Raw genomic sequence first — 23,314 nt, forward strand, 5'->3', positions numbered from 1 at the left:
ACGTGCGGGCGATCCCGGTGCTGCGAGACGACCGATGGCCGTGAACGCGTTCGGCTGAACGCCCAACTCACCGCGGATCGAACGCCGGAGTGATGACGACCGACCCAACAGCACGGACGCTCGACGTCCGGCAGATCGACGGACCGCCGTTCGACGAGATCGTTTCCACACTCGAGGCGCTCGAACCGGAACAGTCGTTGCGGCTGCTCGCGCCGTTCGAGCCGGAACCGCTGTACGAGGAACTCGAAGCCCGTGGGTACAGCCACGAGAGCGAGCCACGTGACGGTGGGATCTGGCACGTCCGTATCGAGCAGGAGGCGTGAACGCGAGCTGACGGACGACCGGGCGCGGCGAACGTGTTCGCACAAACTGCCATGCGACAGCCGTTCCGACTCCGAAGCACATGACGCGACTCGACGTCAGAGACATTCCACCGGTGAACCGCCACCCGACCATCCACGACGAGTTTGCCGACCTCGAGCCGGGTGAGACGCTGACGATCGTCAACGATCACGAGCCGAAGCCGTTGTTCTACGAGTTCCAGGCCGAAGTCGAGAGCTTCGACGCGGACGGGTACGAGGTCGAACGGGTCGCCCCCGACGAGTTCGTCGCCCGATTCCCGAAACAGGAGGTCTGATCGACGAGGACGCGACGGCTGACCACCGGTATTGATACCGACCATGCTCAGACGGTGTCCATCGTCGATCGAACGAACGTCCCGTCCGACCGGCCTCAGGCGACGGTCGGTGGTGGATCGCTCGACCCCGGAACCGATCGAGGAGCCGCCCTACGAGGTCTCGTTCCCGGAACGCGACCTCGAGGAGACGGTTGGCCAGAAGGAATTCATCGTCGAACTCCGCGACGAGGACGACGAGACGCTACGCCGATACCGTCGGTACGCCTCGTCCGTTCCCGACGGCTAACTCCGTCTCTGTGGACCCGTATTTCCGGTTCACAGTCGAGACGAGCGACTCGTCTCGAGGATCGGTCGACCGTCGCCACCGTCCCACCTGAGCCGATCGTGCGGCACTCGTTCGGTGGCACGGACTGCTACTCGCGCGAGTATCTCGTCGTCGAGACGTACTGATTAGCTCGAGAAACAGGCCGAGGATACCGTCTCTATGGCTGAATGAAGCCCAGACACTGGGAAGTAGCACAACGAGTAGTGGGTGGCACCACTTTGGAAACCAGTATGGTGACGATGTCTGCCTGGCCGCTCACGAACGGCCCTGATACGGACTACTCGCAAGCCGAGGTCGACGAATTCGTCCGCGCGCTGGGAAACCCCCGTTTCCGGCGGCTACTATCGATCCTCGAGACACACGAGGGCGACCGGCTCTCCCTCGACACCGTTCTCGAGCGACTCCCGGGGAGTGGGCAACCGGAACGACGCCGCTGGTTGATCGCCCTCACTCACAACTACCTTCCGCGGCTTGCAGAGCTCGGAGTCGTCGACTACGATCGAAGCGACTCGAGCGTTCGATATCACGGCTGTCCACTCGTCGCCGATCCGCTCGAGTTGCTCGAGACGGACTGATACGAATCCGGTAGACGGGCTCTTTTGAGCGGCTCACCCGGGTCGACCGAGCGCAACGAGCGAGGCTGTCCTCGAGAACGACTGTTGCTGTATTGGGGTTCCAGGAGCGCAAAAGCAGTTTACGTCGCCTCCTTGAGCACCGGTCTCGAGGAGTTGACGACGACGATCGTACTGCTCGCGGCCATCGCGACCGCGGCGAACAGCGGGTTGATCAGTCCGGCCGCCGCCAGCGGAATCGCGACGGCGTTGTACAGCAGCGCCCAGACGACGTTCTCGCGGATGCGCCGGCGCGTCCCGGCCGCGAGGTCGAACACGTCGGCGACGGCGCGGAGGTCGAACACGTCGGCGACGGCGCGGAGGTCGCTCGCGGTCGCGACCGCGTCGGCGGCGTCGGTCGCGCGGGCAGTGCCGTGCCCGAGTGCGATCCCGACGTCGGCCGCGGCCAGCGCCGGGGCGTCGTTGGTCCCGTCGCCGACCATCGCCGTCACGCCCTCGCGGGAGAGCCGCCGGACGGTCTCGACCTTGCCATTTGCGGAACCCCCGCGAAGACGCGGTCGACTGCCGGATGCTCGCGGAACGTGGCCGTCGCGGCCTCGTCGTCACCGGTCAGGACGACCACCTCGCGGTCGGCGAACGACTCGAGGACCGATCGCCACTCCGTTCGGGTTCGATCTCCGACGACGGCGACGGCTCGCGCCCGATCGCCGTACCCGATCACGACGGGGAGTCGGCCGCCAGCTCGTGCGTCGTCGATCGGCCGCTCGAGCGCGGCCGGCACCGGGCCGACCAGCCGTTCGACGAGCGCGGGCGTGCCGACGACGACGCGCTCGCCGTCGACCGTCGCGCTCACGCCCTCGCCGGGGTGACGGTCGAAGTCACGCACCTCGTGGGCAGTCCCGTCCGCGGCTGCGTTGCCGGCGTCGGGCTCGAGGCGACCGCCGTCGGCCGCGACACGATCTCCGTCCACACCCTCGCCCGCGGCGTGGGCCACGAGTGCGTCGGCGACGGGGTGTTCCGAGCGACGTTCGACGGACGTGGCGCGCTCGATTGCGTCCTCGTCCCCGTGGACTTCGCGGACCGTCATCTCGCCGGCTGTCAGCGTGCCGGTCTTGTCGAAGACGACCGTCTCGACCGCCGGCGCGGACTCGAACAGGGTCGCGTTCGCGACGACGAGCCCGCGATCGAGGGCGTCGCGCAGGCCGGACGCGACCGCAAGCGGCGTCGCGAGCCCCATCGCGCAGGGACAGGAAACGACCAGGACCGTCAGCCCCGTCAGGACCGCGTCCCCGATCGGGGTTCCCGTCGCGAGACGCCAGCCAGTAACGAGGACCGCGACCGTCAGGACGAACGGGACGAAGACCGTCGCGAGCCGATCGGCCAGCCGCTGGACGCCGGGCGTCGAACTCTGGATCTCCCACATGAGCGTCGCGATACGATCGAGCGTGCTCTCGGCGTCCGCACCGACCGCGACGACGAGCGCGCTGTCGGTCACGATCGAGCCGCCGACGACCCGATCGCCCGGTCGTTTCGTGACCGGCAGGGATTCGCCTGTCAGCACGGACTCGTCGACGGCCGCCGTCCCCTCGAGTACCGTGCCGTCGATGGGGATCCGCTCGCCGGGCTTGACGAGGACCTCGTCACCGGCCTTGAGTCGGTCGGCCGACACCGTTTCGGTTCCGCCGTCGGTGCGACGGGTCGCGTCGCGGACCTGTGCGGTGGTCACGTCTGCGAGCAGATCGGTCGCCCGGCGTTTGATCCGACGCTCGTAGTAGGTCCCGAGGGTGACGACCATGATCACGGCGACAGTCACGTCGTAGTAGAGGTGCGTGCTCCTCATTGCCAGCGCGACCGTACTGTAGGCGTATGCCGCCGTCGCGGCGATCGCGATCAGCAGATCCATGTTCGGCCGCCCGACCCGCAGACTGACGTACGCACCTCGCAGGACCGGGTAGCCGGTGTAGAACAACACGCCGCTCGCGAGCAGGCTGATCATCGCCAGCGGCAGGTAGATCCCGACGGACGAGGTCGCGTCGACCGAGAGGATCCCCGTCTCGATCCCGACGTAGCTCGGATAGAGGTAAAACAGGTACCACGGCATGACGAGCATCGTCAGAAAGCCGCCGGCGAGCAGCCGCTGGACGAGGTCCTCGTCGGCGCGGGCGCGCTCGGCGTCCGCGTCGTCGCTGCGGAACCGCGCCTCGTAGCCGTAGCCAGAGAGCACGTCAGGGAGGACCGCTTCGGCGACCCGGTCAGAATCGTAGACGACGCGGACGGTGTCGGTCGCGTAACTCGCCTCGACGATCAGAATCCCGTCCTCGCGCTCGCCCAGCAGGGAGACGAACCCCTCACAGGTCGAACAGTGCATCCCCTCGATCGCCAGGAACGCCTCCGCGGCGCCGTCGGGTACCTCGCGCTCGGTGACGTCGGCCGCGCGGTCGACGACGGCCTCCCGATCGACGTCGTCGATCTCGCCGAGCGTCGCGCTCACCTCGAGACACCCGCGACAACAGAAGCGTCCCTCGACGTCGTCCGCGGTCACCGGCTGCTCGGGCGTCGGCAGCCCGCAAAGCGAACACGAACTCATCTCACGACCGATACTCGGAGACGGCGGGTAGCCGTGGTGCCGAATACGTTCGCACCCCTGTGATCGAGCGACCGGCCGGATCGGACCACCGGTATCGTCACCGCCGCACGCGGCGACCGCCCGTCACCGCGAGCCGCCACGGGAGGACGAACGCGAGGCCGACGGCGGCGTTAACCAGGAGAAACGACAGGGGTGCACCGCCGGGAAAAACCGACGAAGCACGGATCACGCCCCCGAGCAGCGTCGTGACGATCCACGCGGCACTGACGACGGCGATCGTCCGTCGGAACGAGTCGATCGTCAGACGGCGATACGCGCCACACGGCGGTGCGACGAGCCCCCACGCGACCACGAACGGGGCCGCCGTCCGGAGAGTATAGATCGGGTACGCCCACGGCTCGAGCCCGTGGGTGAACAGCCCGACGGCCAGAAAGGCAGTGACGACGACCGCGTCGGCGACGGCGAGGCCGACGGCGAACGGTTCCGAAGCGACTCGTCCGACTGGGTCCGGGCGCGGGTGTGATTCGAGCATGGCTGTCATCCATCACCGAAGGCGCCGACGGCGGCGGCCGGAAGCCGCGACTGTCCGCGCCTCGAGATCGGGTCCAGTGATACTCGAACCGACGCACACCGGGGATGCGAGTCCTCTCCCGAACGTGTTCCGGTCGGCTCGCTCGTAGGCGAGCCACGAGGGGGACGGATCTCACGCGCCGGGCTACGCGCTGCCGACGTGGTCCACCAGCAGGTCCGCCAGCCGGTCAGGTTCCTCGTGGGGCACCCAGTGGCTCACCCCCGACAGTAACTCGAGGCGGCCGGTCGCACAGAACGCCGCGCTATCGACCGCCAGCGCGGGGACAAGTGCCGTATCTTCGTCGCCCCAGACGACGAGCGTCGGCGCGTCGACCCGATCGGTCGGCAGCCGCGGCGGATACCGCGCGGCCGCCCGATACCAGTCGAGCATTCCGGTGAGCGCTCCGTCCCGGTCCCAGGCTCGCCGATAGCGGTCGAGTTCCGCGTCGGTGAACGTTCCCGGCTGGGACGTGTTTCGAAGCGCCCGCTCGAGGAGGCGATAGTCGTCGTACCGACAGGCGAGTTCGGGAAGCCACGGGAACTGGAAGCAGGCCGCGTACCAGCTCCGGCGGAGTTGGTCGGGGTTCGAGAGCAATTGCCGCCGGTAGGCGGTCGGATGGGGCGCGTTGACGACGGCGAGCCGATCGACGACCGCGGGGAACCGACACGCCAGGTCCCAGGCGACGACTCCTCCCCAGTCGTGGCCGACGACGTGTGCGGCTTCGCGGCCCTCAGTCGCGATCAGGGCAGCGACGTCTCGCGACAGTTCGCGCGTTCGATATGCCCGCACTCCGTCGGGCTTCTCGCTGCGATTGTAGCCCCGCTGGTCGGGGACGAGGATGCGATAGCCGGCCTCGACGAGCGAGGCGATCACGGCTCGCCACCCGTACCAGTACTCGGGAAAACCGTGGAGCAAGACGACGAGCGGGGCAGCCTCGTCGCCAGCAGCGACGACGTGCAATTCGATGTCGTTGGCCGTTCGACGTGACGCCGTCGCGTCGACGACTGACGGAATGGCAGCGTCGAGCGTCTCGCTCGAGGCCGTCGCGCGCGCGGTGGAGTCCATGTCCGAGTCATTGGAGCGCGGACCGGAATAGCGATTATGGCTCCCCGACGTCTCGAGCCTCCAACGGCGGTCACGTCCAGACGCGAAGACACTCGCTCGAACAGAAGTGGAGGTCGACGGACTCCGTGCTGCCGGAGTCGACGTGAGTCGTGAGCGTGTACGCGATCTCGTCGGACTCGCAGTTATCGCAACCCATACGCACCGTTCCCGGACGACATGCTTGAGTATAAACCTATTAATCGAATAGTTTCACGAGTAAGAACCTGTTTCAGCTGCATACTGTCGCGGTAAACACGGTGTTTCGCTCCCGTTGTTAGCTGCAGAAACGCTGGTAGACCTATCCCGTCACCGAGCGCGTCGACCCTACTGACCCGCTGCGTGTCGAACGCGCCAACCACGCAGCGTCGCCGCAGGACACCGGTATCGAAACCCTTACTCTCCGGAGGCCGGTGCGAACACGTATGAGCGACGACGCCGTCAGTCCCGAGGAGGTCCGCCACGTCGCGGAGCTGGCCCGCGTCGACCTCGCCGACGACGAGGTCGACCGGTTCGCCGGACAGTTCGCGGACATCCTCGAGTACTTCGAGACCCTAGACGAGGTGCCGGAGGTCGACCGCGAGGCCGACCTCGCGAACGTGATGCGGCCGGACGAGGAACGAGCCTCCCTCGACAGCGAGGAGGCGCTCCGGAACGCGCCGGAAACGGAAGACGGCTACTTCAAAGGACCGAACGTCTCGTAATCATGTCGGAAAACATTTTCATTACCGAGGAGCGGATCGAGGGTGCCGACGACGGCCCGCTGGCCGGCAAAACGGTCGCGGTCAAGGACAACATTTCGACCGAAGGGGTCCGGACGACCTGCGGCTCGAAGATGCTCGAGGAGTACGTCCCGCCCTACGACGCGACGGTCGTTTCCCGGCTCAAAGAGGCCGGCGCAACCATCGTCGGCAAGGCCAACATGGACGAGTTCGGGATGGGGACGACCACCGAGACCTCCTACTTCGGGGAGACGGACAACCCGGCTGCGCCGGGTCACGTGCCCGGTGGCTCCTCCGGTGGCTCGGCGGCTGCCGTCGCCGCCGGCGAGGCCGACCTCGCGCTCGGCTCCGACACCGGCGGCTCGGTCCGCTGTCCGGCCGCCTTCTGTGGCGTCGTCGGCATCAAGCCCACCTACGGCCTCGTCTCGCGGTACGGCCTCGTCGCCTACGGCAACAGCTTAGAGCAGATCGGCCCCTTCGGCGAGACCGTCGAAGAGGCCGCGGAGTTGCTCGACGTCATCGCCGGCAGCGACGAACGTGACGCGACCACGCGCAGCGAGGGGGACGACGCGAACTATGCCGACGCCGCGACCGGTGACGTCGACGGGCTGCAGATCGGCGTCCCCACGGAGCTGCTCGAGGGGGCTGACGAGGGCGTCGTCGAAACGTTCTGGAACGCCATCGATGACCTCGAGGACAAGGGCGCGTCGTACCACGAAGTCAGCCTGCCGTCGGTCGAACACGCCGTCGAGGCCTACTACGTGATCGCCATGTCGGAAGCTTCGTCGAACCTCGCGCGGTTCGACGGCGTCCGCTACGGCCACTCGGGTGGCTACGACGGCAACTGGAACGAGACGTTCGCGAAAGCCCGCGAGGAAGGCTTCGGCGACGAGGTCAAGCGTCGCATCCTGCTTGGCACGTACGCGCTCTCGGCGGGCTACCACGACAAGTACTACAAGAAGGCCCAGGACGCTCGCGCGTGGGTCAAACAGGACTTCGACGAGGCACTTTCGGAAGCCGACGTCCTCGCCAGCCCGACGATGCCGGTGCCGCCGTTCGAACTCGGCGAGAGTCTGGACGATCCGCTGAAGATGTACCTCGCCGACGCCAACACTACACCGGTCAATCTCGCGGATCTGCCCGCGATCTCGGTCCCGGCGGGCGAAACCGACGGCCTCCCCGTTGGCCTCCAGCTCGTCGGCCCGGCCTTCGGCGAGGAACAGTTGATCCGGGCTGCGAGCGCACTCGCCTGATCGGCAGCCTCGCACCGTCCCGTCGACAGCACAGACATCGCTCTCTCATTCGTGGACGCCAACCAGTCGCCGTTGTGACTACCGGCGGCGATGGGAGCACAAAAGCAGCCAGTTCTCGAGATGCGACCGTTCGAGAGCGATCCGCGTGTGGGCCGACGGATCGACTACTCCTCGTAGGCGAGGTTCATGATCCACTGCGAGAAGGCGTCGCTGTTCGGGTCGACCTCCTCTTCGCCGATAAACGGCGAGAGCATGTCGCCGGCCATCAGCAGTCTGAAATCGAGGTCGCGAGCGGTCGGCGAGATGTAGTAGGTGTTGTGACCGTCGTAGACCGTCTCTTCCCGATCGACCAGATCTTTTTCGACGAGCGATTCGACGATCCGACTGCCCTTGCGCGAGGAGACGTCCAGTTCCTTCCAAAAGTCGCTCTGGTGAATGCCGCCGGTTTCGCGGACGAGTTCGAGGCCAGCGCGCTCGTCCTCGGTGAGTTCGGCTTCGGCTTCGGAAACGCTCACGGTGACCACCTCGCCGTTCGCGTCGCTACAGGCAGGAGTGCGTCCATACTACAGCCAAGGGAGGGCGAGCCGCTTAAATGTGCCCTTCGTCGTCGACCGTCGGTTCGACCACAGTCTCGAGGCCCTCGAGGCCGTCACCGATCGCGAGGTCGACCTCGTCGTAGCTCGTTCGACAGGGCGGCCCCGGCGCGAAGGCATGATATTCAATCTCGGGGCCGAGCGCGAGCAACGACGACGACTGGGTGCCGTATCCGTTCTCGTGGACGCAGGCACCGTATTCGTGATCGCCCAGCACGTCGCTCGCCCGCTCGAGCCAGTCCATCGCCGTCTCGTCCGGCTCGACCGTCAGCGCCGCCCGAAGCGCGCGAGCGCCGTCGGCCTGCTCGCGGCCGATCTCGGCCCGGTGCTCGGGGACGTCGACGTCGTCATCGACGGCGACGTTGACGACGACGTGGACACCCGGCTCGAACGCAGTCAGCGAGAGCGTGCCATCCCACTGGTAACAGAACGCGTCCGTCGCGTCGGCGACGACGAGGTAGAAGCCGCTGTACTCGTCGGCATCGGTCGCGTCTGCGACGATCGCTTTCGCATCCGCGGCGGATCGAGCCTCGAGGACGTCCGCGACGAGCAGGCCACGTGAGCGCTCGCCGGCCAGCTCGCCGTCGGTCCACTTGTTCGTGAGGCCGACGAAGACGCCGAACTCGTTGTAGCCGATCCACGTCCCGCCGGCCTCGACGTCCTGGGGAGCGATCACCAGCGGCTCCTCGTTGTAGACGGTCGGCGGGACTGACTCCCGATCGACGGCCTCGTCACGGTTGGCGGCGACTGCGACCGGCGCGTCGTCGAAGACCTGCCAGGCGAGCGTGAGCGTACACACGCGTCCGGGTAGGAACGCCAGTGTCTTAACTTCGATTCCGGCGGCAATCCGGCTCGGACGACGGCGGTCCGGGACGAGTACCGTGGGATCGTCCGGACGCTCCGGTTCTCGAGCGGCGTCCGCTCGAGCAGCACACTGCAAACCGATCCGCGTATGCCGTGTGGTAGCACTACCAACCCCGATCTCGAGACAAAGAGTACTTGGGTGACTGGTGGTGGGATCAGAGACACATCTGATGGTGACTCACAGAACCGTGAGTAGCAACGTCATGTGGTCGATCGGTTGTCGTGAAGACGACGGCAGTATCGACAGGGGCGAACGATGAACGGAGGGCGGCTCTTCGGACTCGAGGACGCCTCACGGGCCGAACGCGTCCTCTTCGTCGTGACGATGGGCGTGATGCTCGCGCTCGGCGGGCTCGGACTGGCGCGGCCGTCGCTGCTGAGTCGCGCGCTCACTGGCGCGAAAGAGTGGATCCTTACCTACTTCGGCTGGTGGTTCATCCTGCTGGGGTTCGTCTTGCTCGCGGCCGTGATCGCCTTTACGGCCTCGAAATATGGGCGGCTCCGTATCGGCGGGCCCGACGCCGAACCGGAGTTCGATCTGTTCTCGTGGCTGGCGATGGTGTTTACCGTCGGGTTCGGTGCCTCGGTGCTCATCTGGGGCGTCGCGGAGCCGATCTCGATCGTCCAGCATCCGCCACCGGAGCCGGCCCCCGTTCAGGGCACGTCCCTCGAGGCGATGGCGCTCGCCTTCATGTTCATCCACGAGGTGTTCCCGGGGCTGGCGATGTGGTATCTTCCCGTCGCGATCGCGTTCGGGATCGTCGTCTACACGGACGGCGTCGGTGACTACAAGATCAGTTCGATGCTCGCCGGCGTCGTCAGCGAGGATCGAATTCCCGGCCTCTACTGGCTGGTCGATCTGGCGGCACTGATCGCGACGATCGGCGGTATTTCGACGACGCTCGGCTTCAGCGCACAGACGATGTCGGCGATCCTCGGCCGGGTGTTCGGGCTCGATGCGACGATCCTGACGTACGTGGTGTTCGCGCTCATCGGAATCGTCTTCCTCGGCGACGTCTGGCTCGGGCTGCGAAAGGGCATCCGCAACGCGGCCCGCGCGACGGTGATCCTCATCGGCGTCGCGATGGCCGTGCTCGTGGTCGTCGGGCCGAGCCTCTATATGCTCGAGTTGAGTCTGGACGCGACGGGCGTCTGGCTCAGTAATATGTTCCGTCTGACGCTGTATACGGCCCCGAACGCCGACGGCAACTGGGCAGCCAACTGGACCGGGTTCTGGTGGGCCTGGTGGGCTGCCTGGAGTATCTTCGTCGGGAGCTTCGTCGCCCGCGTCTCGAAAGGCCGGACCATCCGGGAGATGTTCGCCGTGCTCGTCGTGGTCCCGACGGTCTTCACCTGGATCCAACACGGCCTCATCGGCGGCTGGGTACTCGCGCCGGGCTACCAGGAACCGGTCGCCGAGGCGATGTCGTCGGCGGGCAATCCAGCAGCCATCGCGAAAGCGCTCCAGATCACGCCCTTTGGCACGGTGCTTGCGGTGCTGTTCGTCTTCATCATCGCCGGCTACATTATCACGTCGCTGGACTCGGCAGTCTTTATGATCTCGGCGATCACGCTCGGCGACGAGAACCCGAACCCGCGAAACCGCGCGTGGTGGGGCGGGCTGCTGGCAGTCTTCGGGATGATGTCGCTCCGACTCGAGGAGTTCAGCGCCATCGAGTCGCTTTCGGTGACGATGGCGCTCCCGTTCTCGCTGTTCCTGTTGCTCGTCCTCTATGGCAGTTACGTCGTCGCTCGAGACTCCGTCCACGACGACGAGACGGCACAACCGGACCCGCAGCCGACCCGCCCGCAGCCGGCGATCCGGAACGTCACCGACGACGACTGATCGATCGCTCCGAATTCGGGCCATCCTCCGTCCGGAACGAAAACCGAATTACGCAGCCTCGCTCGCGTCGATCCCGTCCTCGAGCAGCCGCTCCCGAACCGCGTCGCGATCGACGGTTCCCGACGCAGTCCGGGGCAGCGTGTCGACGATCCCGATCGTCTTCGGCTGTTTGAATCCGGCGAGGTGGTCGTCGCAGTGGGCGAGGAGTGTTCGAGGCTCGAGTGTTTCGTCGCCAGCTGGAACGACGAGCGCCGCGACCCGCTCGCCCCACTCCGCGTCTTCGAGTCCGACGACCGCGGCGTCATCGACGCGAGGGTGATCCCGGAGGGCCGCGACCACTTCGCCGGGGTCGACGTTCTCGCCGCCGGTGACGATGCGGTCGCTGCGGCGATTGAGGATCCAGAGCCGGCCGTCCGCGTCGCGATAGCCGATGTCGCCGGTGTGCAAGCCCCGATTGTCGAACGCCGCGTCGGTGTGTTCGTCGTCGAGGTAGCCTGGTGTCACCGTCGGCCCCGAGACGACGAGCTCGCCCTGCTGGCCGGGCTCGACGGGTGCGCCGGTCTCGTCGACGACCGAGACCTCGGTGAACAACAGCGGCTGGCCGACGGTCCCCTCGTGGGCGACGACCTCTTCAGGCAGCGCCGTCGCGATCTGGGAGGCCGTCTCGGTCATGCCGTAGGTCGGACAGACCGGCACGTCACGCTCCCGGCAGCGCTCGAGCAACTCGCTCGAGGCTGGCGCGCCGCCGAGTAAGACGAACCGCAACGTGTCGACCGGCTCCCAGCCGGCGTCGAGCAGCCGCTTGCACATCGTCGGGACGAGCGAGACGCCGGTTGCACTGTAGTCTTCGAGCACGCGCGCGGTCGTCGGCGGGTCGAACGCACGCTGGATCACGACCGGCGTGCCGTACAGCGCTGACCGGACGACGGGTGCCAGCCCACCCATGTGATACATCGGGAGGCAACACAGCCACCGGTCGTCGAGATCGACGCCCAGCCGGAACGCGGAGGCGGTCGCACTCGCGACGAGGTTGCCGACCGTCAGCCGGACGGCCTTCGGCTCGCCCGAAGTGCCGGAGGTGAACATAACGAGTTGTGTGTCGTCGCGCTCGAGATCAACCGGTTCGATCGATGTGGCGCTCGTGTCTGCTTTCTCGAGCGCACACGTTCCATCGCGCTGTGGCTCGTCGACCGAGTGCACGTCGACCGAGTCGGTTTCGGCCGCGACCTCGCGCGCGGCCATCTCGGTCTCGCGCTCGCAGACGATAGCGGTGAGGTCGGTCCGTGCGACTTTCGCGGCGAGTTCGCCGGTCGTCTCGCGGACGTTCAACGCGACGACGGTCGTGCCGGTCCGCATCGCGGCGAAAAAGAGCGTCGCGAAGACCGGGCGGGTGTTCATGAGAACGCCGATCCGCTCGCCGTCGAGAGCGTGCGACTCGAGTGCCGCCGCGAGGCGGTCGACCCGGCGGTCGTACTCGCGGAACGTCCAGTCGGTGTCCGTTGCGACGTCGATCAGTGCCGTCCGCTGTGGCGTCGCCGCGACGCGGTGGGCGACCGGGTCGCGTGTCGGCCAGTCGATCGGGGCAGTCATCACTCGGTCCACACGTCGGCGACGCCGAGCCCTTTCGCTTGCGGAACGACCGCCGACCCCTTCTCGAGCAAGACGGGATCGCGCCCAAGGTCCTCCGCGAGCAGATCGCCGGTCGCGAGGCCACAGGCCGGGACGTCGGGGATCGCTGCCGCCAGGTGGACTGCACCCGTCCGCGCAACGACCCCATCGATCGTCGTCGTGACCAGCGGCGTCACGTCAAGTTCGGTCACCCAGGCCGCGACCTTGCGCGCCACGTCGGGCCCGCCCAGCGCCATCGGTTTCAGGACGACGACGTCCGCGGCGTCGGCGTTACAGATGGTGTCGACGCCGTGCTCGAGCAAGCCCTCGTCGAGCGCGATCGAAACGCCTCGACTCTCCGCCCGGAGGTCGGCGTGGCCCTCGAGCGCTCCCGCGGGCAGCGGTTGCTCGAGGATCGAGACGTCGAGGTCCGCAAAGGCCTCGAGTGCCGACTGGGCCTGTTCGTAGGTCCAGGCCTCGTTGGCGTCGACCCGGAGTTCGACGTCAGGACCGACGGTCTCGCGCACGCGGCGAACGCGTTCGATGTCTTCCTCGACGCTGCGGAGGCCGACCTTCAACTTGCAGGTGTCAAAGCCCCGGTCGACGGCCGCGCGTGCGTCACGTGCAGTATCGGCCGGGGAACCGTCGCCGATCGTCGCGTTGACCGGTACGCGGCCGACCATCGGTCCCTGACCTAGATAGCGATACAGCGGCGTCGCCTCGCGGGTCGCCCGCAGATCGGCGAGTGCCAGCGAGAGCGCATGCCGGGCCGCGACCTGCTGATCGACGACCTCGAGGGCCTCGCTCGGGCCGCCCGTTCGGATCGCATCCTGTGCGCGCTCGAGGGCGCGTTCGCAGTCTTCGAGCGACTCCGTCCAGCCCGTCAGCGGCGTCGCCTCGCCGTAGCCGACGGCCGGATCGTCGCCGGCCTCGTCGACGAGTCGTACGAGAAAGCCGTCTCGCGAGTCGATCGAGCCGGCAGCCGTCTCGAGTGGCTCAGCCAGGGCCAGCGAGAACGGTCGATACTCGAGCGAGAGGTCGTCGGGGATCATAGCACCACCAATCCTCCGGCGAAAGCGATGGCGTAGAGTGCGAGCAGCTTGCCCGTCTGCTCGAGTGCGGGATTGAGCGCGTCACCATCGGTTCGCGTCACGACGGTTCGGGCGACCATCGCGGCGTAGGGCACCGTGACCAGCGGCAACAACACACTGGGGCCGTACTCGGTCCCGAGCCAGAACCAGACGGGGACGACGTAGGCGAGTGCGAGCATAGCGACGTACTCGAGGCGACTCCACCGGTAGCCGAGTCGCACCGCCAGGGTTCGCTTGCCGGTCTCGGCGTCGGTCTCCAGATCGCGAATGTTGTTCACGACGATAATCGCCGTCGAAATCGCGGCGATCGGTAGGCTCGCGATGACGGCCGCGACCGTGATCGTTCCTGCGGGAATCGTCGTGGTCAGCGGCTCGGCGAGGACGGCCGCGGCCTGTACGTAGTAGGTTCCCGTGACGGCGACGAGCCCGAAGAAGACGAATACGAAGAGGTCGCCCAGGCCGTGATATCCGAGCGGGTAGGGACCGCCAGTGTAGGCCCACCCGCAGACGACGCTCACGAGTCCGATGACGAGGATCGGGAGCCCACCGACGTAGACGAGGTAGGTCCCAGAGAGGATTGCCAGCCCGAAAGTCACGACGGTCGCGAGCTTGACCTGCTCGGGCGAGATCAGCCCCGACTGTGTGACCCGGGTGAAGCCCTCACGATCCTCGGTGTCGGCACCGTTGATCGCGTCGTAGTAGTCGTTCGCGAAATTCGTCCCGATCTGGATCAGCGCCGCCCCCACGAACGCCAACAGCGCCGGCACCGGCGCAAACACGCCGTCAGCGACTGCCAGCCCCGTCCCCACGATCACTGGGGCCGCAGCCGCGGGCAAGGTCTGGGGACGGGCTGCCATCAGCCACGCCTTCGTCCGTGAAATGTCGACCTCGGCCGAACTCATTACTCGTCTATCCGACTCGAAAGAGTGTCAACGTTGGCATTGTGAGCCACCATGGTCGCACGTTCACGCCGTGGGGACGACAAACTCGAGCGGCTCCATCCCGAAAAACGCCGTTTCGTACCCCTGGTGGCGGGCCAGTTGCGGTGGGGACTCAACCGTAACCGTCACCGAATCGCCCGGACGGACGGTCCCGACTGTCCGGCCGTAATGAAACCCGACCGCGTCGTCGAGCGTCCCGACGAGGTCACGGTCGACGACCGTCGAGCCGTCTCGTTCGACGACGACGCGCAACGACATGTTCGTGAGCGGCACCCGGTTGTACGGCGTCCGCGGCGAGACGAGCAGATACCGATCGTCGCCACCGGCGAGTCGTGACCCGGACTCGAGCAGCGTAATTACGAACGCCGCGTCACCGCTCTGTGCCAGCCCATCCTGTGACTCAGTGTCGGGCTCGCGCAACGGGGTGCCGGGATAGTCCTGGGCAGGTGGGAGTGCAGAGTACGGGATCTCGGACTGCATGCCTTCGTTCCCGTCATCGCCGTTTCCCATCGGCTCGAGCGCACCACGGGTCCCCCAGCGGTCCCGCTCGAGGAGTTCGATCCCGTCGACGACAGCCTCACGGAACGCCTGATCGTAGGTAAAGTCGAACGTCGCGCTCGCACCGTCGTCGAACCGCTCTGCGAACGCGCCGGTTCGTCGCGTCGAGAGCGGTGGAAGGTCGACGCTGACTGTATAGCGACCGTCTCCGGGAAGAGTGACGTTGTCGCCGAAGTGAATCCCCATCTCCTGGGAGAGCATGGGCCACAGCGGTCGGGTTTCGGTCCAGCCGTCCGCCCCCGTGATCGTCGCTCTCGGCTCGACATTCCCCGGCAGCACGACACCCGTCTCCGGGTCCCAGACGACGAGCATCAGGTGGATGCCGCGGTCGGCCGTCGGTTCGACGAGCTCGCGATCGGACCCCGTGACGAGCCAGAACGGATGCGGATACGAGAGCATCGGTGCCAGCCGGTACGCACCGGCGTCGATCGGCTCGAGCATCCGCATCGCCGTCCGGTGACCGGGGCGGTACACCGCATCCGGCGGGTCCTCGAGCATCGGAATCGGCGCGGTGCCCACCCCTGCGTCGCCGTCGCGTTCGGTTTCGTTTTCGCGAGCACCGTCGCTCGCGTTGCGGTCGTCGGCCCCGCCATCCGGTGTCGTACACCCCGCGACGGCGATCGCAGCCGACAGCGGGGTCGCCCGTCGAAGGAACGTACGCCGGTTCATCGGTGGGTCACTCGAGTCGTCTCACGATCGGCCGCCCGTCGTCAGTAGTGCCACGGGAACTCGTCGAAGTCGGGCTCGCGCCCCTCGACGAAGGCGTCCCGGCCTTCCTTCGCCTCGTCGGTCATGTAGCCCAGCCGCGTCGCCTCGCCGGCGAACACTTGCTGGCCGATCATCCCGTCGTCGGTCATGTTGAAGGCGTACTTGAGCATCCGCATCGCCGTCGGACTCTTCGAGTTGATCCGCCGGCCCCACTCGAGGGCGGTCTCCTCTAACTCCTCGTGGGGGACGGCCTCGTTGACCATCCCCATCTCCGCGGCTTCCTCGGCGGAGTAGGTCTTTCCGAGGAAGAACACCTCGCGGGCCTTCTTCTGGCCGATCTGTTTGGCGAGATAGGCCGAGCCGAAACCGGCGTCGTAGCTAGCTACGTCGGGATCAGTCTGGAGGAACTTCGCGTGTTCTTCGCTCGCGAGGGTGAGATCACAGACGACGTGCAGCGAGTGGCCGCCGCCGACGGCCCAGCCCGGGACGACGCAGACGACGACCTTCGGAATGTGACGGATCAGCCGCTGGACCTCGAGGATGTGCAGCCGCCCCTGCTCCGATGCCCGTTCTTCGTCGCCTTCGTACTGGTAGCCATCTTCGCCGCGGATCGTCTGGTCACCACCCGAGCAGAAGGCCCAGCCGCCGTCCTTCGAGGAGGGACCGTTCCCGGTCAGTAACACGCAGCCGACGTCGGTCTGGCGTTTCGCGTGATCCAGGGCGTCGTAGAGCTCGTCGACCGTCCCGGGTCGAAAGGCGTTGCGCACGTCGGGTCGATCGAACGCGATCCGCACCGTCCCGGAGTCGACCGCACGGTGGTAGGTGATGTCTTTGAACTCGTCGTTCAGGTCCGTCGGCTCCCACTGTGCCGGATCGAAGAGGTCCGAAACCATGTGCTCGAGTGTCGTCGGCGATGCGTGAAATAGGTTCGCGTCGCGATCTTCCGAATTTTGTATCGCATATATTAGTTTATCTGTTTGAAGCAGACCATGTCGGGCGATAACTGGCACCATGGTGGGAACAAACACTACTCACAGACGTGAGCAACGAGAACCGACTCGAGCGATCGGCATACGACTACAGGACGACGGAGAAATCCTCGAGTTCAGTCCGACTCGTCGACGATGTCCTCGACGGCGCTCGTCACCCGCGCGTCGAGTGCTTCGCGCCGTCGATGGCTCGGCTCGGAATCGAACGCGACGGCGAGGACCTGCGTGCCCGGGGACTCGAGCGACCGTCGATAGGCAGCCGCGAAGTCCACAGGCGCGACACGTTCGAACTCGAGCCCGTACATGTCGCCGAGCGCCTCGAACTCGAGGCCGTGAGGCGTTTTGAATTGGTCCGTAAACGGTGGGTCGAACTCCTCGATCGGGAGTTTGTGGAAGATGCCGCCGCCGTCGTTGTCCAGCAGGACGATCGTCGCGTCGACATCGCAGCGATCGACCGCGAGCAGCCCGTTCGAGTCGTGGTAGAAGGCTAGGTCGCCAGTGACCAGTACGAGCGGGTCGTCGGTCGCGCTGCCGGCGCCGAGCGCCGTGCTCGCGATGCCATCGATACCGCTCGCGCCGCGATTGGCGAGCACCGTCAGGTCGGCCGTTCGGGGCCGGCCGAAGCGGTCGGCGTCTCGGATCGGCATGCTGTTCGAAACGAACACCGTCGCCGGGTCCGGCGCGTTCACGATGGTCGATGCGAGGATCGCACCCTCGAACGGCTCGGACGCGAGCGCGTCCGCGGCCAGTGCCTCGTCGCGGATCGCCCAGTGGCGGCGTTCAGCCGCCGCGAACCGGGCGCGCCACTCGTCGTCGACCGATGGAGGTGTGGCCGAATCAGCGTGCTCGCGCTCGGCTATCGCCTCGAGCAGCCCGTCGACGACGGCCCCGGGTTCGGCGGCCAGTAGATCGGTCGCCGTGAACGTCGCCTCGCGCCACGCGCCTGCGGGATCGAACAGGAACTGTCGCGCGTCGGCGTCGCGAAGCCAGTGGCTGAGCCGTTTCGACGTCGGAGACGCCCCAATTCGGAGGACGACATCCGGCGTCGGCAGCGCGTCGACATAGGCGTCGTAGCCGCCGTAGACAGTTCGCCGTGCGTTGGCGTCCCCGTCCGTTCGCCCGACGTGTGGGCCGTATCGCAGCCCCGAAAGCGGGTCCGCGAGGATCGGCGCACCGAGTCGATCGGCGAGGTCGGTGACTGCACTGGGTTCGAGGGAGGGAAGAGCGGTCGGATCAGCGGGTCCAGCGACGATCAGCGGGCGGGCAGCGGTCTCGAGCGCTTTCAGGAGCCGCCGATGGTCGTCGCCCGCGAGTGTCTGCGCACCTCCAGTCGTTTCGACGAACGGGCCGTCTCGCCCCGTCGCAGCCGTCGTCTCGGTGAACGAGTCGGGGACATCGCCCGGAACGTCGATCGGCTCGAGGGGCTTGCGGAACGGACAGTTCAGGTGGACAGGACCCGGCTGGACGCCGGTCGTCTCCGCGAGCGCGCGGGCAGCGGTCGTCCGGAGGCTCCGTACCTTCCGCTCGTCGGCTTCGGGTTCGGGCAGTTCCGTGTACCACCGCACCGCGTCGCCGTAGAGTTTGACCTGATCGACAGTCTGGTTCGCGCCGCTGTCGCGCAATTCGGGCGGGCGGTCGGCCGTGAGCACGAGCAGCGGCACACGGGCCTGATCGGCCTCCATCACGGCGGGGTGGAAGTTCGCGGCCGCCGTCCCGGAGGTACAGACCAGCGCCGTCGGCTCACCGGTCCGACGAGCGCGACCGAGCGCGAAGTAGGCCGCCGAGCGCTCGTCTAAATGCGAGTAGACATCGATTTCCGGGTGCTCGGCGAACGCGACCGTCAGCGGCGTCGATCGGCTGCCGGGAGCGATACAGACGGCCTCGAGGCCGCCCTTTGCGAGTTCGTCGGCGAGGACGCGACCCCAGAGGGTCGCACGGTTGGGTGCAGACATTGGATACTACCGCAGTTCGTCGAGAATCGGTCGGAACTTCAGCTGAACTTCGTCCCACTCCTCGTCGGGGTCGCTGTCGGCGACGATCCCGTTGCCCGCAAACAGCGTTACCGTTTCGCCGGTCGCGACACCGGACCGGAGCCCGACCGCGAACTCGCCGTCGCCGGCGGCGTCGAACCAGCCGACCGGTGCGGCGTACCAGCCACGGTCGAACGGCTCCGTGTCGCGGATCGTCTCCCAGGCCGCCTCCGGCGGGACGCCGCCGACCGCAGGCGTCGGATGTAGCGCCTCGACGAGCTCGAGGACGTGGCGATCACCCTCGAGCGTGGCCTCGATCGGCGTCCGCAGATGCTGGATGGTCGCCAGCCGGCGGATGGTCTGTTTGCTAACGCTGAGTTCCCGTGCAAACGGCGCGAGTTGCTCGCGGATCGCGTCGACGACGAGGCCGTGTTCGTGTTGGAACTTCGCGTCGGCGCGCATCCGTTCGACGTGTGCCTCGTCTTCGGCCGGCGTGTCCCCGCGGGGGACCGACCCAGCCAGTGCTTCCGTCTCGACGTGCGCGCCACGTTTCGAGACCAGCCGCTCGGGTGGCGCGCCGAAGAACGTGCCGCCAGCGTCGTGGCCGATCTGAAAGCCATAGCAGTTCGGATACCGGCGGCGCAGTCGCTCGAGCGTCGCCGGGACGTCGATCGGGTCCTCGAGATCCACTGAGAGCGACTGTGCGAGGACGACTTTCGTCAGCCGACCGTCGTCGATCCGCTCGAGGGCGGCTTCGACCTGCTCGGTCCAGGTCGCCTGCGAGGTCGTCCGCCGCGTCGCGGCGACGCCGGGGGTCGTCTCGTCGTTCCGCGTCACCGGCAGGTCAGTCAGGCGGTCGTGCCAGCGCTCGAGGCGGTCCTCGGCCTCGTCGACTCGGTGTCCGACGGCCGTCAGCCACGTCCCGTCGTCAGTTCGTGTCACGAAAAGTTGCGGGACGACGAACGAGGCCGCGCCGAAGCCGATCCAGGGTGGGGCGGCTTTGTGACCGTCGTGAAACGAGAAGCCGCCGAACGCCCGCGGCCGGGCGTGGTCGGGACCGTCGTGTGTGAGTCCGTCGAAGGCACGGCGTGCCTGTGTTCGAATCCGATCGAACCGGTCAGCGCCAGTCGCAGTAAAGCGAGCGGCGACGCCGCGACCGACGATCTCGTGGCCGTCGGGCGTGGCCCACTGCATCCGCGATTCGGTATCACCCTCGAGCACCGCACCGAACGCGGCGGTCTCGAGTTCGCGACTCCGGCTGATGAGGTCGACCGACTCGGTCTCCCCCGTTAGTCGACCCTCACCCGACGATCGGTCCATCGACACAACCTCAGGACCGCCCAGCCTTCAGCCTAACTATTCGCTGACTTGGTGTATACGTCTAGTGGCGGTCCAAGCCTAAACTGATGGGTGAAATCACACGACAACCATCGATTTCACCCATCAGTCGACGGTTGGAACGGTACTAGCTGTAGCGTTCTTCCTGCCAGGGATCTGCAGTCCGCGAGTAGCCCCGTCGTTCCCAGTAGCCCCGCTGGGGTTCGGTGAGGAACTCGATGCCGTCGACCCACTTCGCGCCCTTGTAGGCGTACTTGTGCGGCGTGACCACCCGAAGCGGCCCGCCGTGGTCGTCGGGGAGGGGGGCACCGTCGAACGCCCACGCGAACAGGACCTCCTCACGCATGCAGTCCTCGAGCGGGAGGTCGGTGGTGTAGTCGTCCAGCGCAGAAAACAGCACGTGAACGGCGTCGTCGTGAACGCCGGCCCGCTCGGCGAGGTCGGGGAACGGGACACCGGTGAACTCGCAGTCGAACTTGCTCCAGCCGGTCACGCAGTGAAAGTCCTGGCGCTGGGTGACGCTCGGCAGCGATCGGAACTCGTCCCACGAGAGGGACAACTCCTCGTCGACCGCCCCGGTGACGGTGAACTCCCAGGTTTCGGGGTCCCAGTCGGGCGTCGCGCTCTTCGACAGAACGGGAAACTCGCTCGTCTCGCGCTGCCCCGGCGGCAATCGCTCGTCGCCGAACTCCCGATACAGGTCAGTGACGTCCGTCGCGTCCATACGCGTTGGTTCGTGCCGATGGCCGTAGGTGTGACGCCATCGGCTGCAACTGTCGGCTGTAACGAGAGAACCGGCACGACTCGAGCGCTCAATACCGGGCTCGAGCGATCGCCGGTGGGACCGAGCTGATCGAACGTGGCGTTCCCAACAGTCAGCTCGGAGACCAGTATCGGCCGACCAGGCCCCCTCGAGAAACGCCGTATTCAGCAGCCGGCGCAGACGTCAAAACGGTGCGAAACGATCACGAAACGATCACCACGCGTCGATTTCCAGCGAAACCCTCGCTACTCCTTAGTACAATCTCCCCGAGGCTATCGATGCATGGCGAGCAGACAACAACTAACGGAGCAAGACGTAACCGAGACGCAACCGCAAGAGATCGGCGAAGACGCAATGGGCCCCGCGTTCGTCGCGTCGGCCGCGTCGGTCGGACTCTCGCTGTACTACTTCTTCATCCGCGGTGAGCGCCAGCTCGGGACGTTCGTCGGGCTCTGGCCGCCGACGATTCTCGCGTTCGCGAGTTACTTCAACCAGCGGAAGATGCGCCGGCAACTCCAGACGCTGACCCAGCCAGGGACGAAGCTGCGGGAGGCGTTCGACTCGATGATGGGTAACCGGTAGGTCGACGCCTACCGTGTGGACACGTTCCTCCGTCACGGTATCGATGGGCGAACGCCGCTCGAGCACCAACTGTCGTTTCGGCTGCCTGAATTTTTCTTTCCACTCCGTGTAGATTCCCCGTCAAACCTAAATACCCCCTCGCCGAAAGCCGAATCAGATGCCGAAAGTAGAGATCACTATCCCGGAGCACCTCGAGATGCAGATCGCGCAGATGGTCGAACGCGGTGAGTTCGTCAACCGCGAGGAAGCGATCGAGGACCTCCTGTCGACGGGTATCAAGGCCTACAAGACGAGTGGACCGATGGACGAAGACGAGGGCGCGACTGGCGGAACCGGCCTGGAAGACGACGGGATGATGGGCCACGACGACGAATACGTCTTCTAACGTCTGGATTTTCGGCAGTCAGTTCAGCCATCCGACAGCGTACGCATCCAGCCCCGCCGCTTCTGGGAAAAGACGCTGTATCGTCCGATCGCATGCTGCCGGAAAAGCCGGGCGGGTCGTCGACAGTCTCAGACGCCCATCGTGAGCAGCGGGATCCCGAACGCGACTGCCACGCCGACGAGCATGACGACGCCGCCAATCGCGACGTCCCGTGCCGAGTACGGGCTCATCGGTGCGGTCGTTCGCTCGGCCTCGAGATCGTGACCGACGTCGGCTCCAGAATCGTCGGGAGTTTCGGTGTCGTCTGCCATACGCGCCCGTTTTCGGCTCTGGCACTTAACACCACCTACACTGGCTTGGGACGGCGGAACCGATGGCAGACACCGCCCGATCCAGACGGCTTTACTATCCTCGGTTCGAACCGTGTAGTAGTTACCACATGGTCCTGACCAAACGAGTCATTCCCTGTATCGACGTGGACCTCGATGAGGACGGCAATCCGGCGGTCTACACCGGCGTCAACTTCGAAGACCTGAAGTACACCGGCGATCCCGTCGAGATGGCCAAGGCGTACAACGAGTCGGGCGCAGACGAGTTCGTCTTCCTCGATATCACTGCCTCCGCGGAGGGCCGCGAGACGATGCTCGACGTCGTCCGCGACGTCGCCGACGAGGTCTTCATCCCGTTGACCGTCGGCGGCGGTATCCGCACCACCGACGATATCAAAGAGACCCTGCGGGCCGGCGCGGACAAGGTCTCGATCACCACTGGCGCGCTCGAGCGCCCCGAGCTGATCAACGAGGGCGCAGCAGCCTTCGGCAACCAGTGTATCGTCATCAGCGTCGACGCCAGACGGCGCTTCGACGAGCAAGGAGAGCACTACGTCGAGATCGACGGCGAGTCCTGCTGGTTCGAGTGTACGAAGAAAGGTGGCCGCGAAGGGACCGGGATCGACGTCCTCGAGTGGGCCGCGGAGGCCGAATCCCGCGGTGCGGGCGAGCTGTTCGTCAACTCGATCGACAAGGACGGCACGAAAGACGGCTACGACCTGCCGCTGACGAACGCCGTTTGCGAGACCGTCGATACGCCGGTCATCGCCTCCTCGGGCTGTGGCAGCCCCGAAGACATGTACGACGTGTTCACCGAGGCCGGTGCCGACGCCGGCCTCGCGGCCTCGATCTTCCACTTCGACGAGTACTCGATCGAGGAGACGAAAGCCTATCTCGACGAGCACGGCGTCCCGGTTCGTCGCTAGACGCGGCTGACGCGGCTAACACCCACACGTTTATTTTCTCGGAGTCCTCCTCCTC

At 66.4% G+C, this 23,314-nt stretch carries 24 protein-coding genes and 1 pseudogene; 10 read left to right on the forward strand and 15 right to left on the reverse strand.

Translation table 11 applies throughout. The features are described 5' to 3' along the window. The first annotated feature begins 92 nt into the window (after window positions 1-92). The 4 genes from ACFR99_RS15175 to ACFR99_RS15190 all read left to right on the forward strand — a co-directional run bounded on the left by ACFR99_RS15175 (window position 93) and on the right by ACFR99_RS15190 (window position 1,537). Window positions 93-323: a DUF2249 domain-containing protein gene (locus ACFR99_RS15175; RefSeq protein WP_390288850.1), complete on the forward strand. Its 231-nt coding sequence runs from the start codon at window positions 93-95 to the stop codon at window positions 321-323. An 80-nt stretch (window positions 324-403) separates the two neighbouring features. Further along, the gene (locus ACFR99_RS15180) at window positions 404-637 is read left to right on the forward strand and encodes a DUF2249 domain-containing protein (RefSeq protein WP_390288853.1); all 234 of its coding nucleotides are present in this window, start codon (window positions 404-406) and stop codon (window positions 635-637) included. A 112-nt stretch (window positions 638-749) separates the two neighbouring features. Next, the gene (locus ACFR99_RS15185) at window positions 750-923 is read left to right on the forward strand and encodes a hypothetical protein (protein WP_390288856.1); all 174 of its coding nucleotides are present in this window, start codon (window positions 750-752) and stop codon (window positions 921-923) included. Window positions 924-1,201: 278 nt separating this feature from the next. After that, window positions 1,202-1,537 carry a DUF7344 domain-containing protein gene (locus ACFR99_RS15190; protein WP_390288859.1) on the forward strand — a complete coding sequence of 112 codons (336 nt, stop codon included), beginning with the start codon at window positions 1,202-1,204 and terminating at the stop codon, window positions 1,535-1,537. 119 nt (window positions 1,538-1,656) lie between these two features. Here ACFR99_RS15190 and ACFR99_RS15195 read toward each other — a convergent pair. The 4 genes and pseudogenes from ACFR99_RS15195 to ACFR99_RS15210 all read right to left on the reverse strand — a co-directional run bounded on the left by ACFR99_RS15195 (window position 1,657) and on the right by ACFR99_RS15210 (window position 5,953). After that, window positions 1,657-4,121, reverse strand: a pseudogene (locus ACFR99_RS15195) (heavy metal translocating P-type ATPase). Between the two features lie 97 nt (window positions 4,122-4,218). Then, window positions 4,219-4,653 carry a DUF3054 domain-containing protein gene (locus tag ACFR99_RS15200; RefSeq protein WP_390288862.1) on the reverse strand — a complete coding sequence of 145 codons (435 nt, stop codon included), beginning with the start codon at window positions 4,651-4,653 and terminating at the stop codon, window positions 4,219-4,221. A 183-nt stretch (window positions 4,654-4,836) separates the two neighbouring features. After that, window positions 4,837-5,757, reverse strand: a complete 921-nt coding sequence (locus ACFR99_RS15205; RefSeq protein WP_390288865.1) for an alpha/beta fold hydrolase — start codon at window positions 5,755-5,757, stop codon at window positions 4,837-4,839. Window positions 5,758-5,827: 70 nt separating this feature from the next. Then, window positions 5,828-5,953, reverse strand: a complete 126-nt coding sequence (locus ACFR99_RS15210) for a hypothetical protein (protein WP_390288868.1) — start codon at window positions 5,951-5,953, stop codon at window positions 5,828-5,830. A 265-nt stretch (window positions 5,954-6,218) separates the two neighbouring features. Between ACFR99_RS15210 and gatC the strand changes: the two genes are divergently transcribed. Together gatC and gatA are read left to right on the forward strand one after the other, a co-directional pair. Then, window positions 6,219-6,497, forward strand: a complete 279-nt coding sequence (gatC, locus tag ACFR99_RS15215) for an Asp-tRNA(Asn)/Glu-tRNA(Gln) amidotransferase subunit GatC (RefSeq protein WP_138779227.1) — start codon at window positions 6,219-6,221, stop codon at window positions 6,495-6,497. A gap of 2 nt (window positions 6,498-6,499) precedes the next feature. Then, window positions 6,500-7,768 (forward strand): Asp-tRNA(Asn)/Glu-tRNA(Gln) amidotransferase subunit GatA, encoded by a 1,269-nt coding sequence (gene gatA, locus ACFR99_RS15220; protein WP_390288871.1) that lies wholly within the window; start codon window positions 6,500-6,502, stop codon window positions 7,766-7,768. A gap of 164 nt (window positions 7,769-7,932) precedes the next feature. Here gatA and ACFR99_RS15225 read toward each other — a convergent pair whose 3' ends face one another. Then, the gene (locus ACFR99_RS15225) at window positions 7,933-8,283 is read right to left on the reverse strand and encodes a helix-turn-helix transcriptional regulator (RefSeq protein ID WP_373616715.1); all 351 of its coding nucleotides are present in this window, start codon (window positions 8,281-8,283) and stop codon (window positions 7,933-7,935) included. A 73-nt stretch (window positions 8,284-8,356) separates the two neighbouring features. Then, window positions 8,357-9,160, reverse strand: coding sequence for an NRDE family protein (locus tag ACFR99_RS15230; protein WP_390288874.1), 804 nt, complete (start codon window positions 9,158-9,160; stop codon window positions 8,357-8,359). A gap of 321 nt (window positions 9,161-9,481) precedes the next feature. On the opposite strand from ACFR99_RS15230, the gene ACFR99_RS15235 reads away from it, so the two are divergent. Beyond that, the gene (locus tag ACFR99_RS15235; RefSeq protein ID WP_390288877.1) at window positions 9,482-11,071 is read left to right on the forward strand and encodes a BCCT family transporter; all 1,590 of its coding nucleotides are present in this window, start codon (window positions 9,482-9,484) and stop codon (window positions 11,069-11,071) included. A gap of 48 nt (window positions 11,072-11,119) precedes the next feature. On the opposite strand, the gene menE is transcribed toward ACFR99_RS15235, so the two are convergent. The 8 genes from menE to ACFR99_RS15275 form a co-directional block, all read right to left on the reverse strand. Continuing rightward, window positions 11,120-12,661 carry an o-succinylbenzoate--CoA ligase gene (gene menE / locus ACFR99_RS15240; RefSeq protein WP_390288879.1) on the reverse strand — a complete coding sequence of 514 codons (1,542 nt, stop codon included), beginning with the start codon at window positions 12,659-12,661 and terminating at the stop codon, window positions 11,120-11,122. Beyond that, window positions 12,661-13,731: a mandelate racemase/muconate lactonizing enzyme family protein gene (locus ACFR99_RS15245; RefSeq protein ID WP_390288882.1), complete on the reverse strand. Its 1,071-nt coding sequence runs from the start codon at window positions 13,729-13,731 to the stop codon at window positions 12,661-12,663. The genes menE and ACFR99_RS15245 overlap by 1 nt, the downstream gene beginning before the upstream one ends. Continuing rightward, window positions 13,728-14,672 carry a 1,4-dihydroxy-2-naphthoate polyprenyltransferase gene (locus tag ACFR99_RS15250; RefSeq protein WP_390288885.1) on the reverse strand — a complete coding sequence of 315 codons (945 nt, stop codon included), beginning with the start codon at window positions 14,670-14,672 and terminating at the stop codon, window positions 13,728-13,730. Before ACFR99_RS15250 ends, ACFR99_RS15245 begins: the two co-directional genes overlap by 4 nt. 63 nt (window positions 14,673-14,735) lie before the next feature. Next, window positions 14,736-15,938: a DUF7350 domain-containing protein gene (locus ACFR99_RS15255; protein WP_390288888.1), complete on the reverse strand. Its 1,203-nt coding sequence runs from the start codon at window positions 15,936-15,938 to the stop codon at window positions 14,736-14,738. Window positions 15,939-15,979: 41 nt separating this feature from the next. Continuing rightward, window positions 15,980-16,870: a 1,4-dihydroxy-2-naphthoyl-CoA synthase gene (locus ACFR99_RS15260; protein WP_390288891.1), complete on the reverse strand. Its 891-nt coding sequence runs from the start codon at window positions 16,868-16,870 to the stop codon at window positions 15,980-15,982. Between the two features lie 212 nt (window positions 16,871-17,082). Continuing rightward, window positions 17,083-18,918 carry a 2-succinyl-5-enolpyruvyl-6-hydroxy-3-cyclohexene-1-carboxylic-acid synthase gene (gene menD / locus ACFR99_RS15265; RefSeq protein WP_390288894.1) on the reverse strand — a complete coding sequence of 612 codons (1,836 nt, stop codon included), beginning with the start codon at window positions 18,916-18,918 and terminating at the stop codon, window positions 17,083-17,085. Window positions 18,919-18,924: 6 nt separating this feature from the next. Next, window positions 18,925-20,256 carry an isochorismate synthase gene (locus ACFR99_RS15270; protein ID WP_390288896.1) on the reverse strand — a complete coding sequence of 444 codons (1,332 nt, stop codon included), beginning with the start codon at window positions 20,254-20,256 and terminating at the stop codon, window positions 18,925-18,927. A 145-nt stretch (window positions 20,257-20,401) separates the two neighbouring features. After that, the gene (locus tag ACFR99_RS15275; protein ID WP_390288900.1) at window positions 20,402-20,998 is read right to left on the reverse strand and encodes a sulfite oxidase-like oxidoreductase; all 597 of its coding nucleotides are present in this window, start codon (window positions 20,996-20,998) and stop codon (window positions 20,402-20,404) included. A 321-nt stretch (window positions 20,999-21,319) separates the two neighbouring features. Between ACFR99_RS15275 and ACFR99_RS15280 the strand changes: the two genes are divergently transcribed. Together ACFR99_RS15280 and ACFR99_RS15285 are read left to right on the forward strand one after the other, a co-directional pair. Continuing rightward, window positions 21,320-21,619: a hypothetical protein gene (locus ACFR99_RS15280; protein ID WP_390288903.1), complete on the forward strand. Its 300-nt coding sequence runs from the start codon at window positions 21,320-21,322 to the stop codon at window positions 21,617-21,619. A gap of 157 nt (window positions 21,620-21,776) precedes the next feature. Then, window positions 21,777-22,004: a ribbon-helix-helix domain-containing protein gene (locus ACFR99_RS15285; protein WP_008014354.1), complete on the forward strand. Its 228-nt coding sequence runs from the start codon at window positions 21,777-21,779 to the stop codon at window positions 22,002-22,004. Between the two features lie 128 nt (window positions 22,005-22,132). Here the strand turns inward: ACFR99_RS15285 and ACFR99_RS15290 are convergent, their stop codons facing one another. Next, window positions 22,133-22,315 carry a DUF7550 family protein gene (locus ACFR99_RS15290; protein WP_390288906.1) on the reverse strand — a complete coding sequence of 61 codons (183 nt, stop codon included), beginning with the start codon at window positions 22,313-22,315 and terminating at the stop codon, window positions 22,133-22,135. Window positions 22,316-22,443: 128 nt separating this feature from the next. On the opposite strand from ACFR99_RS15290, the gene hisF reads away from it, so the two are divergent. After that, window positions 22,444-23,259: an imidazole glycerol phosphate synthase subunit HisF gene (gene hisF, locus ACFR99_RS15295; protein WP_390288909.1), complete on the forward strand. Its 816-nt coding sequence runs from the start codon at window positions 22,444-22,446 to the stop codon at window positions 23,257-23,259. The last annotated feature ends 55 nt before the right edge of the window (window positions 23,260-23,314 follow it).

Source organism: Haloarchaeobius amylolyticus (assembly GCF_042678045.1).
In the GTDB taxonomy this organism is placed as follows: domain Archaea; phylum Halobacteriota; class Halobacteria; order Halobacteriales; family Natrialbaceae; genus Natrinema; species Natrinema amylolyticus_A.

Coding starts and splice junctions, on each gene's coding strand:
- ACFR99_RS15260 (WP_390288891.1), bottom strand. CDS start 16,870: ATGGTTTCGGACCTCTTCGATCCGGCACAGTGGGAGCCGACGGACCTG.
- ACFR99_RS15200 (WP_390288862.1), bottom strand. CDS start 4,653: ATGCTCGAATCACACCCGCGCCCGGACCCAGTCGGACGAGTCGCTTCG.
- ACFR99_RS15285 (WP_008014354.1), top strand. CDS start 21,777: ATGCCGAAAGTAGAGATCACTATCCCGGAGCACCTCGAGATGCAGATC.
- menE (WP_390288879.1), bottom strand. CDS start 12,661: ATGACTGCCCCGATCGACTGGCCGACACGCGACCCGGTCGCCCACCGC.
- ACFR99_RS15280 (WP_390288903.1), top strand. CDS start 21,320: ATGGCGAGCAGACAACAACTAACGGAGCAAGACGTAACCGAGACGCAA.
- ACFR99_RS15270 (WP_390288896.1), bottom strand. CDS start 20,256: ATGGACCGATCGTCGGGTGAGGGTCGACTAACGGGGGAGACCGAGTCG.
- ACFR99_RS15235 (WP_390288877.1), top strand. CDS start 9,482: ATGAACGGAGGGCGGCTCTTCGGACTCGAGGACGCCTCACGGGCCGAA.
- ACFR99_RS15210 (WP_390288868.1), bottom strand. CDS start 5,953: ATGGGTTGCGATAACTGCGAGTCCGACGAGATCGCGTACACGCTCACG.
- hisF (WP_390288909.1), top strand. CDS start 22,444: ATGGTCCTGACCAAACGAGTCATTCCCTGTATCGACGTGGACCTCGAT.
- ACFR99_RS15245 (WP_390288882.1), bottom strand. CDS start 13,731: ATGATCCCCGACGACCTCTCGCTCGAGTATCGACCGTTCTCGCTGGCC.
- gatC (WP_138779227.1), top strand. CDS start 6,219: ATGAGCGACGACGCCGTCAGTCCCGAGGAGGTCCGCCACGTCGCGGAG.
- ACFR99_RS15255 (WP_390288888.1), bottom strand. CDS start 15,938: ATGAACCGGCGTACGTTCCTTCGACGGGCGACCCCGCTGTCGGCTGCG.
- ACFR99_RS15275 (WP_390288900.1), bottom strand. CDS start 20,998: ATGGACGCGACGGACGTCACTGACCTGTATCGGGAGTTCGGCGACGAG.
- ACFR99_RS15180 (WP_390288853.1), top strand. CDS start 404: ATGACGCGACTCGACGTCAGAGACATTCCACCGGTGAACCGCCACCCG.
- ACFR99_RS15175 (WP_390288850.1), top strand. CDS start 93: ATGACGACCGACCCAACAGCACGGACGCTCGACGTCCGGCAGATCGAC.
- ACFR99_RS15290 (WP_390288906.1), bottom strand. CDS start 22,315: ATGGCAGACGACACCGAAACTCCCGACGATTCTGGAGCCGACGTCGGT.
- ACFR99_RS15190 (WP_390288859.1), top strand. CDS start 1,202: ATGTCTGCCTGGCCGCTCACGAACGGCCCTGATACGGACTACTCGCAA.
- ACFR99_RS15250 (WP_390288885.1), bottom strand. CDS start 14,672: ATGAGTTCGGCCGAGGTCGACATTTCACGGACGAAGGCGTGGCTGATG.
- ACFR99_RS15205 (WP_390288865.1), bottom strand. CDS start 5,757: ATGGACTCCACCGCGCGCGCGACGGCCTCGAGCGAGACGCTCGACGCT.
- menD (WP_390288894.1), bottom strand. CDS start 18,918: ATGTCTGCACCCAACCGTGCGACCCTCTGGGGTCGCGTCCTCGCCGAC.
- gatA (WP_390288871.1), top strand. CDS start 6,500: ATGTCGGAAAACATTTTCATTACCGAGGAGCGGATCGAGGGTGCCGAC.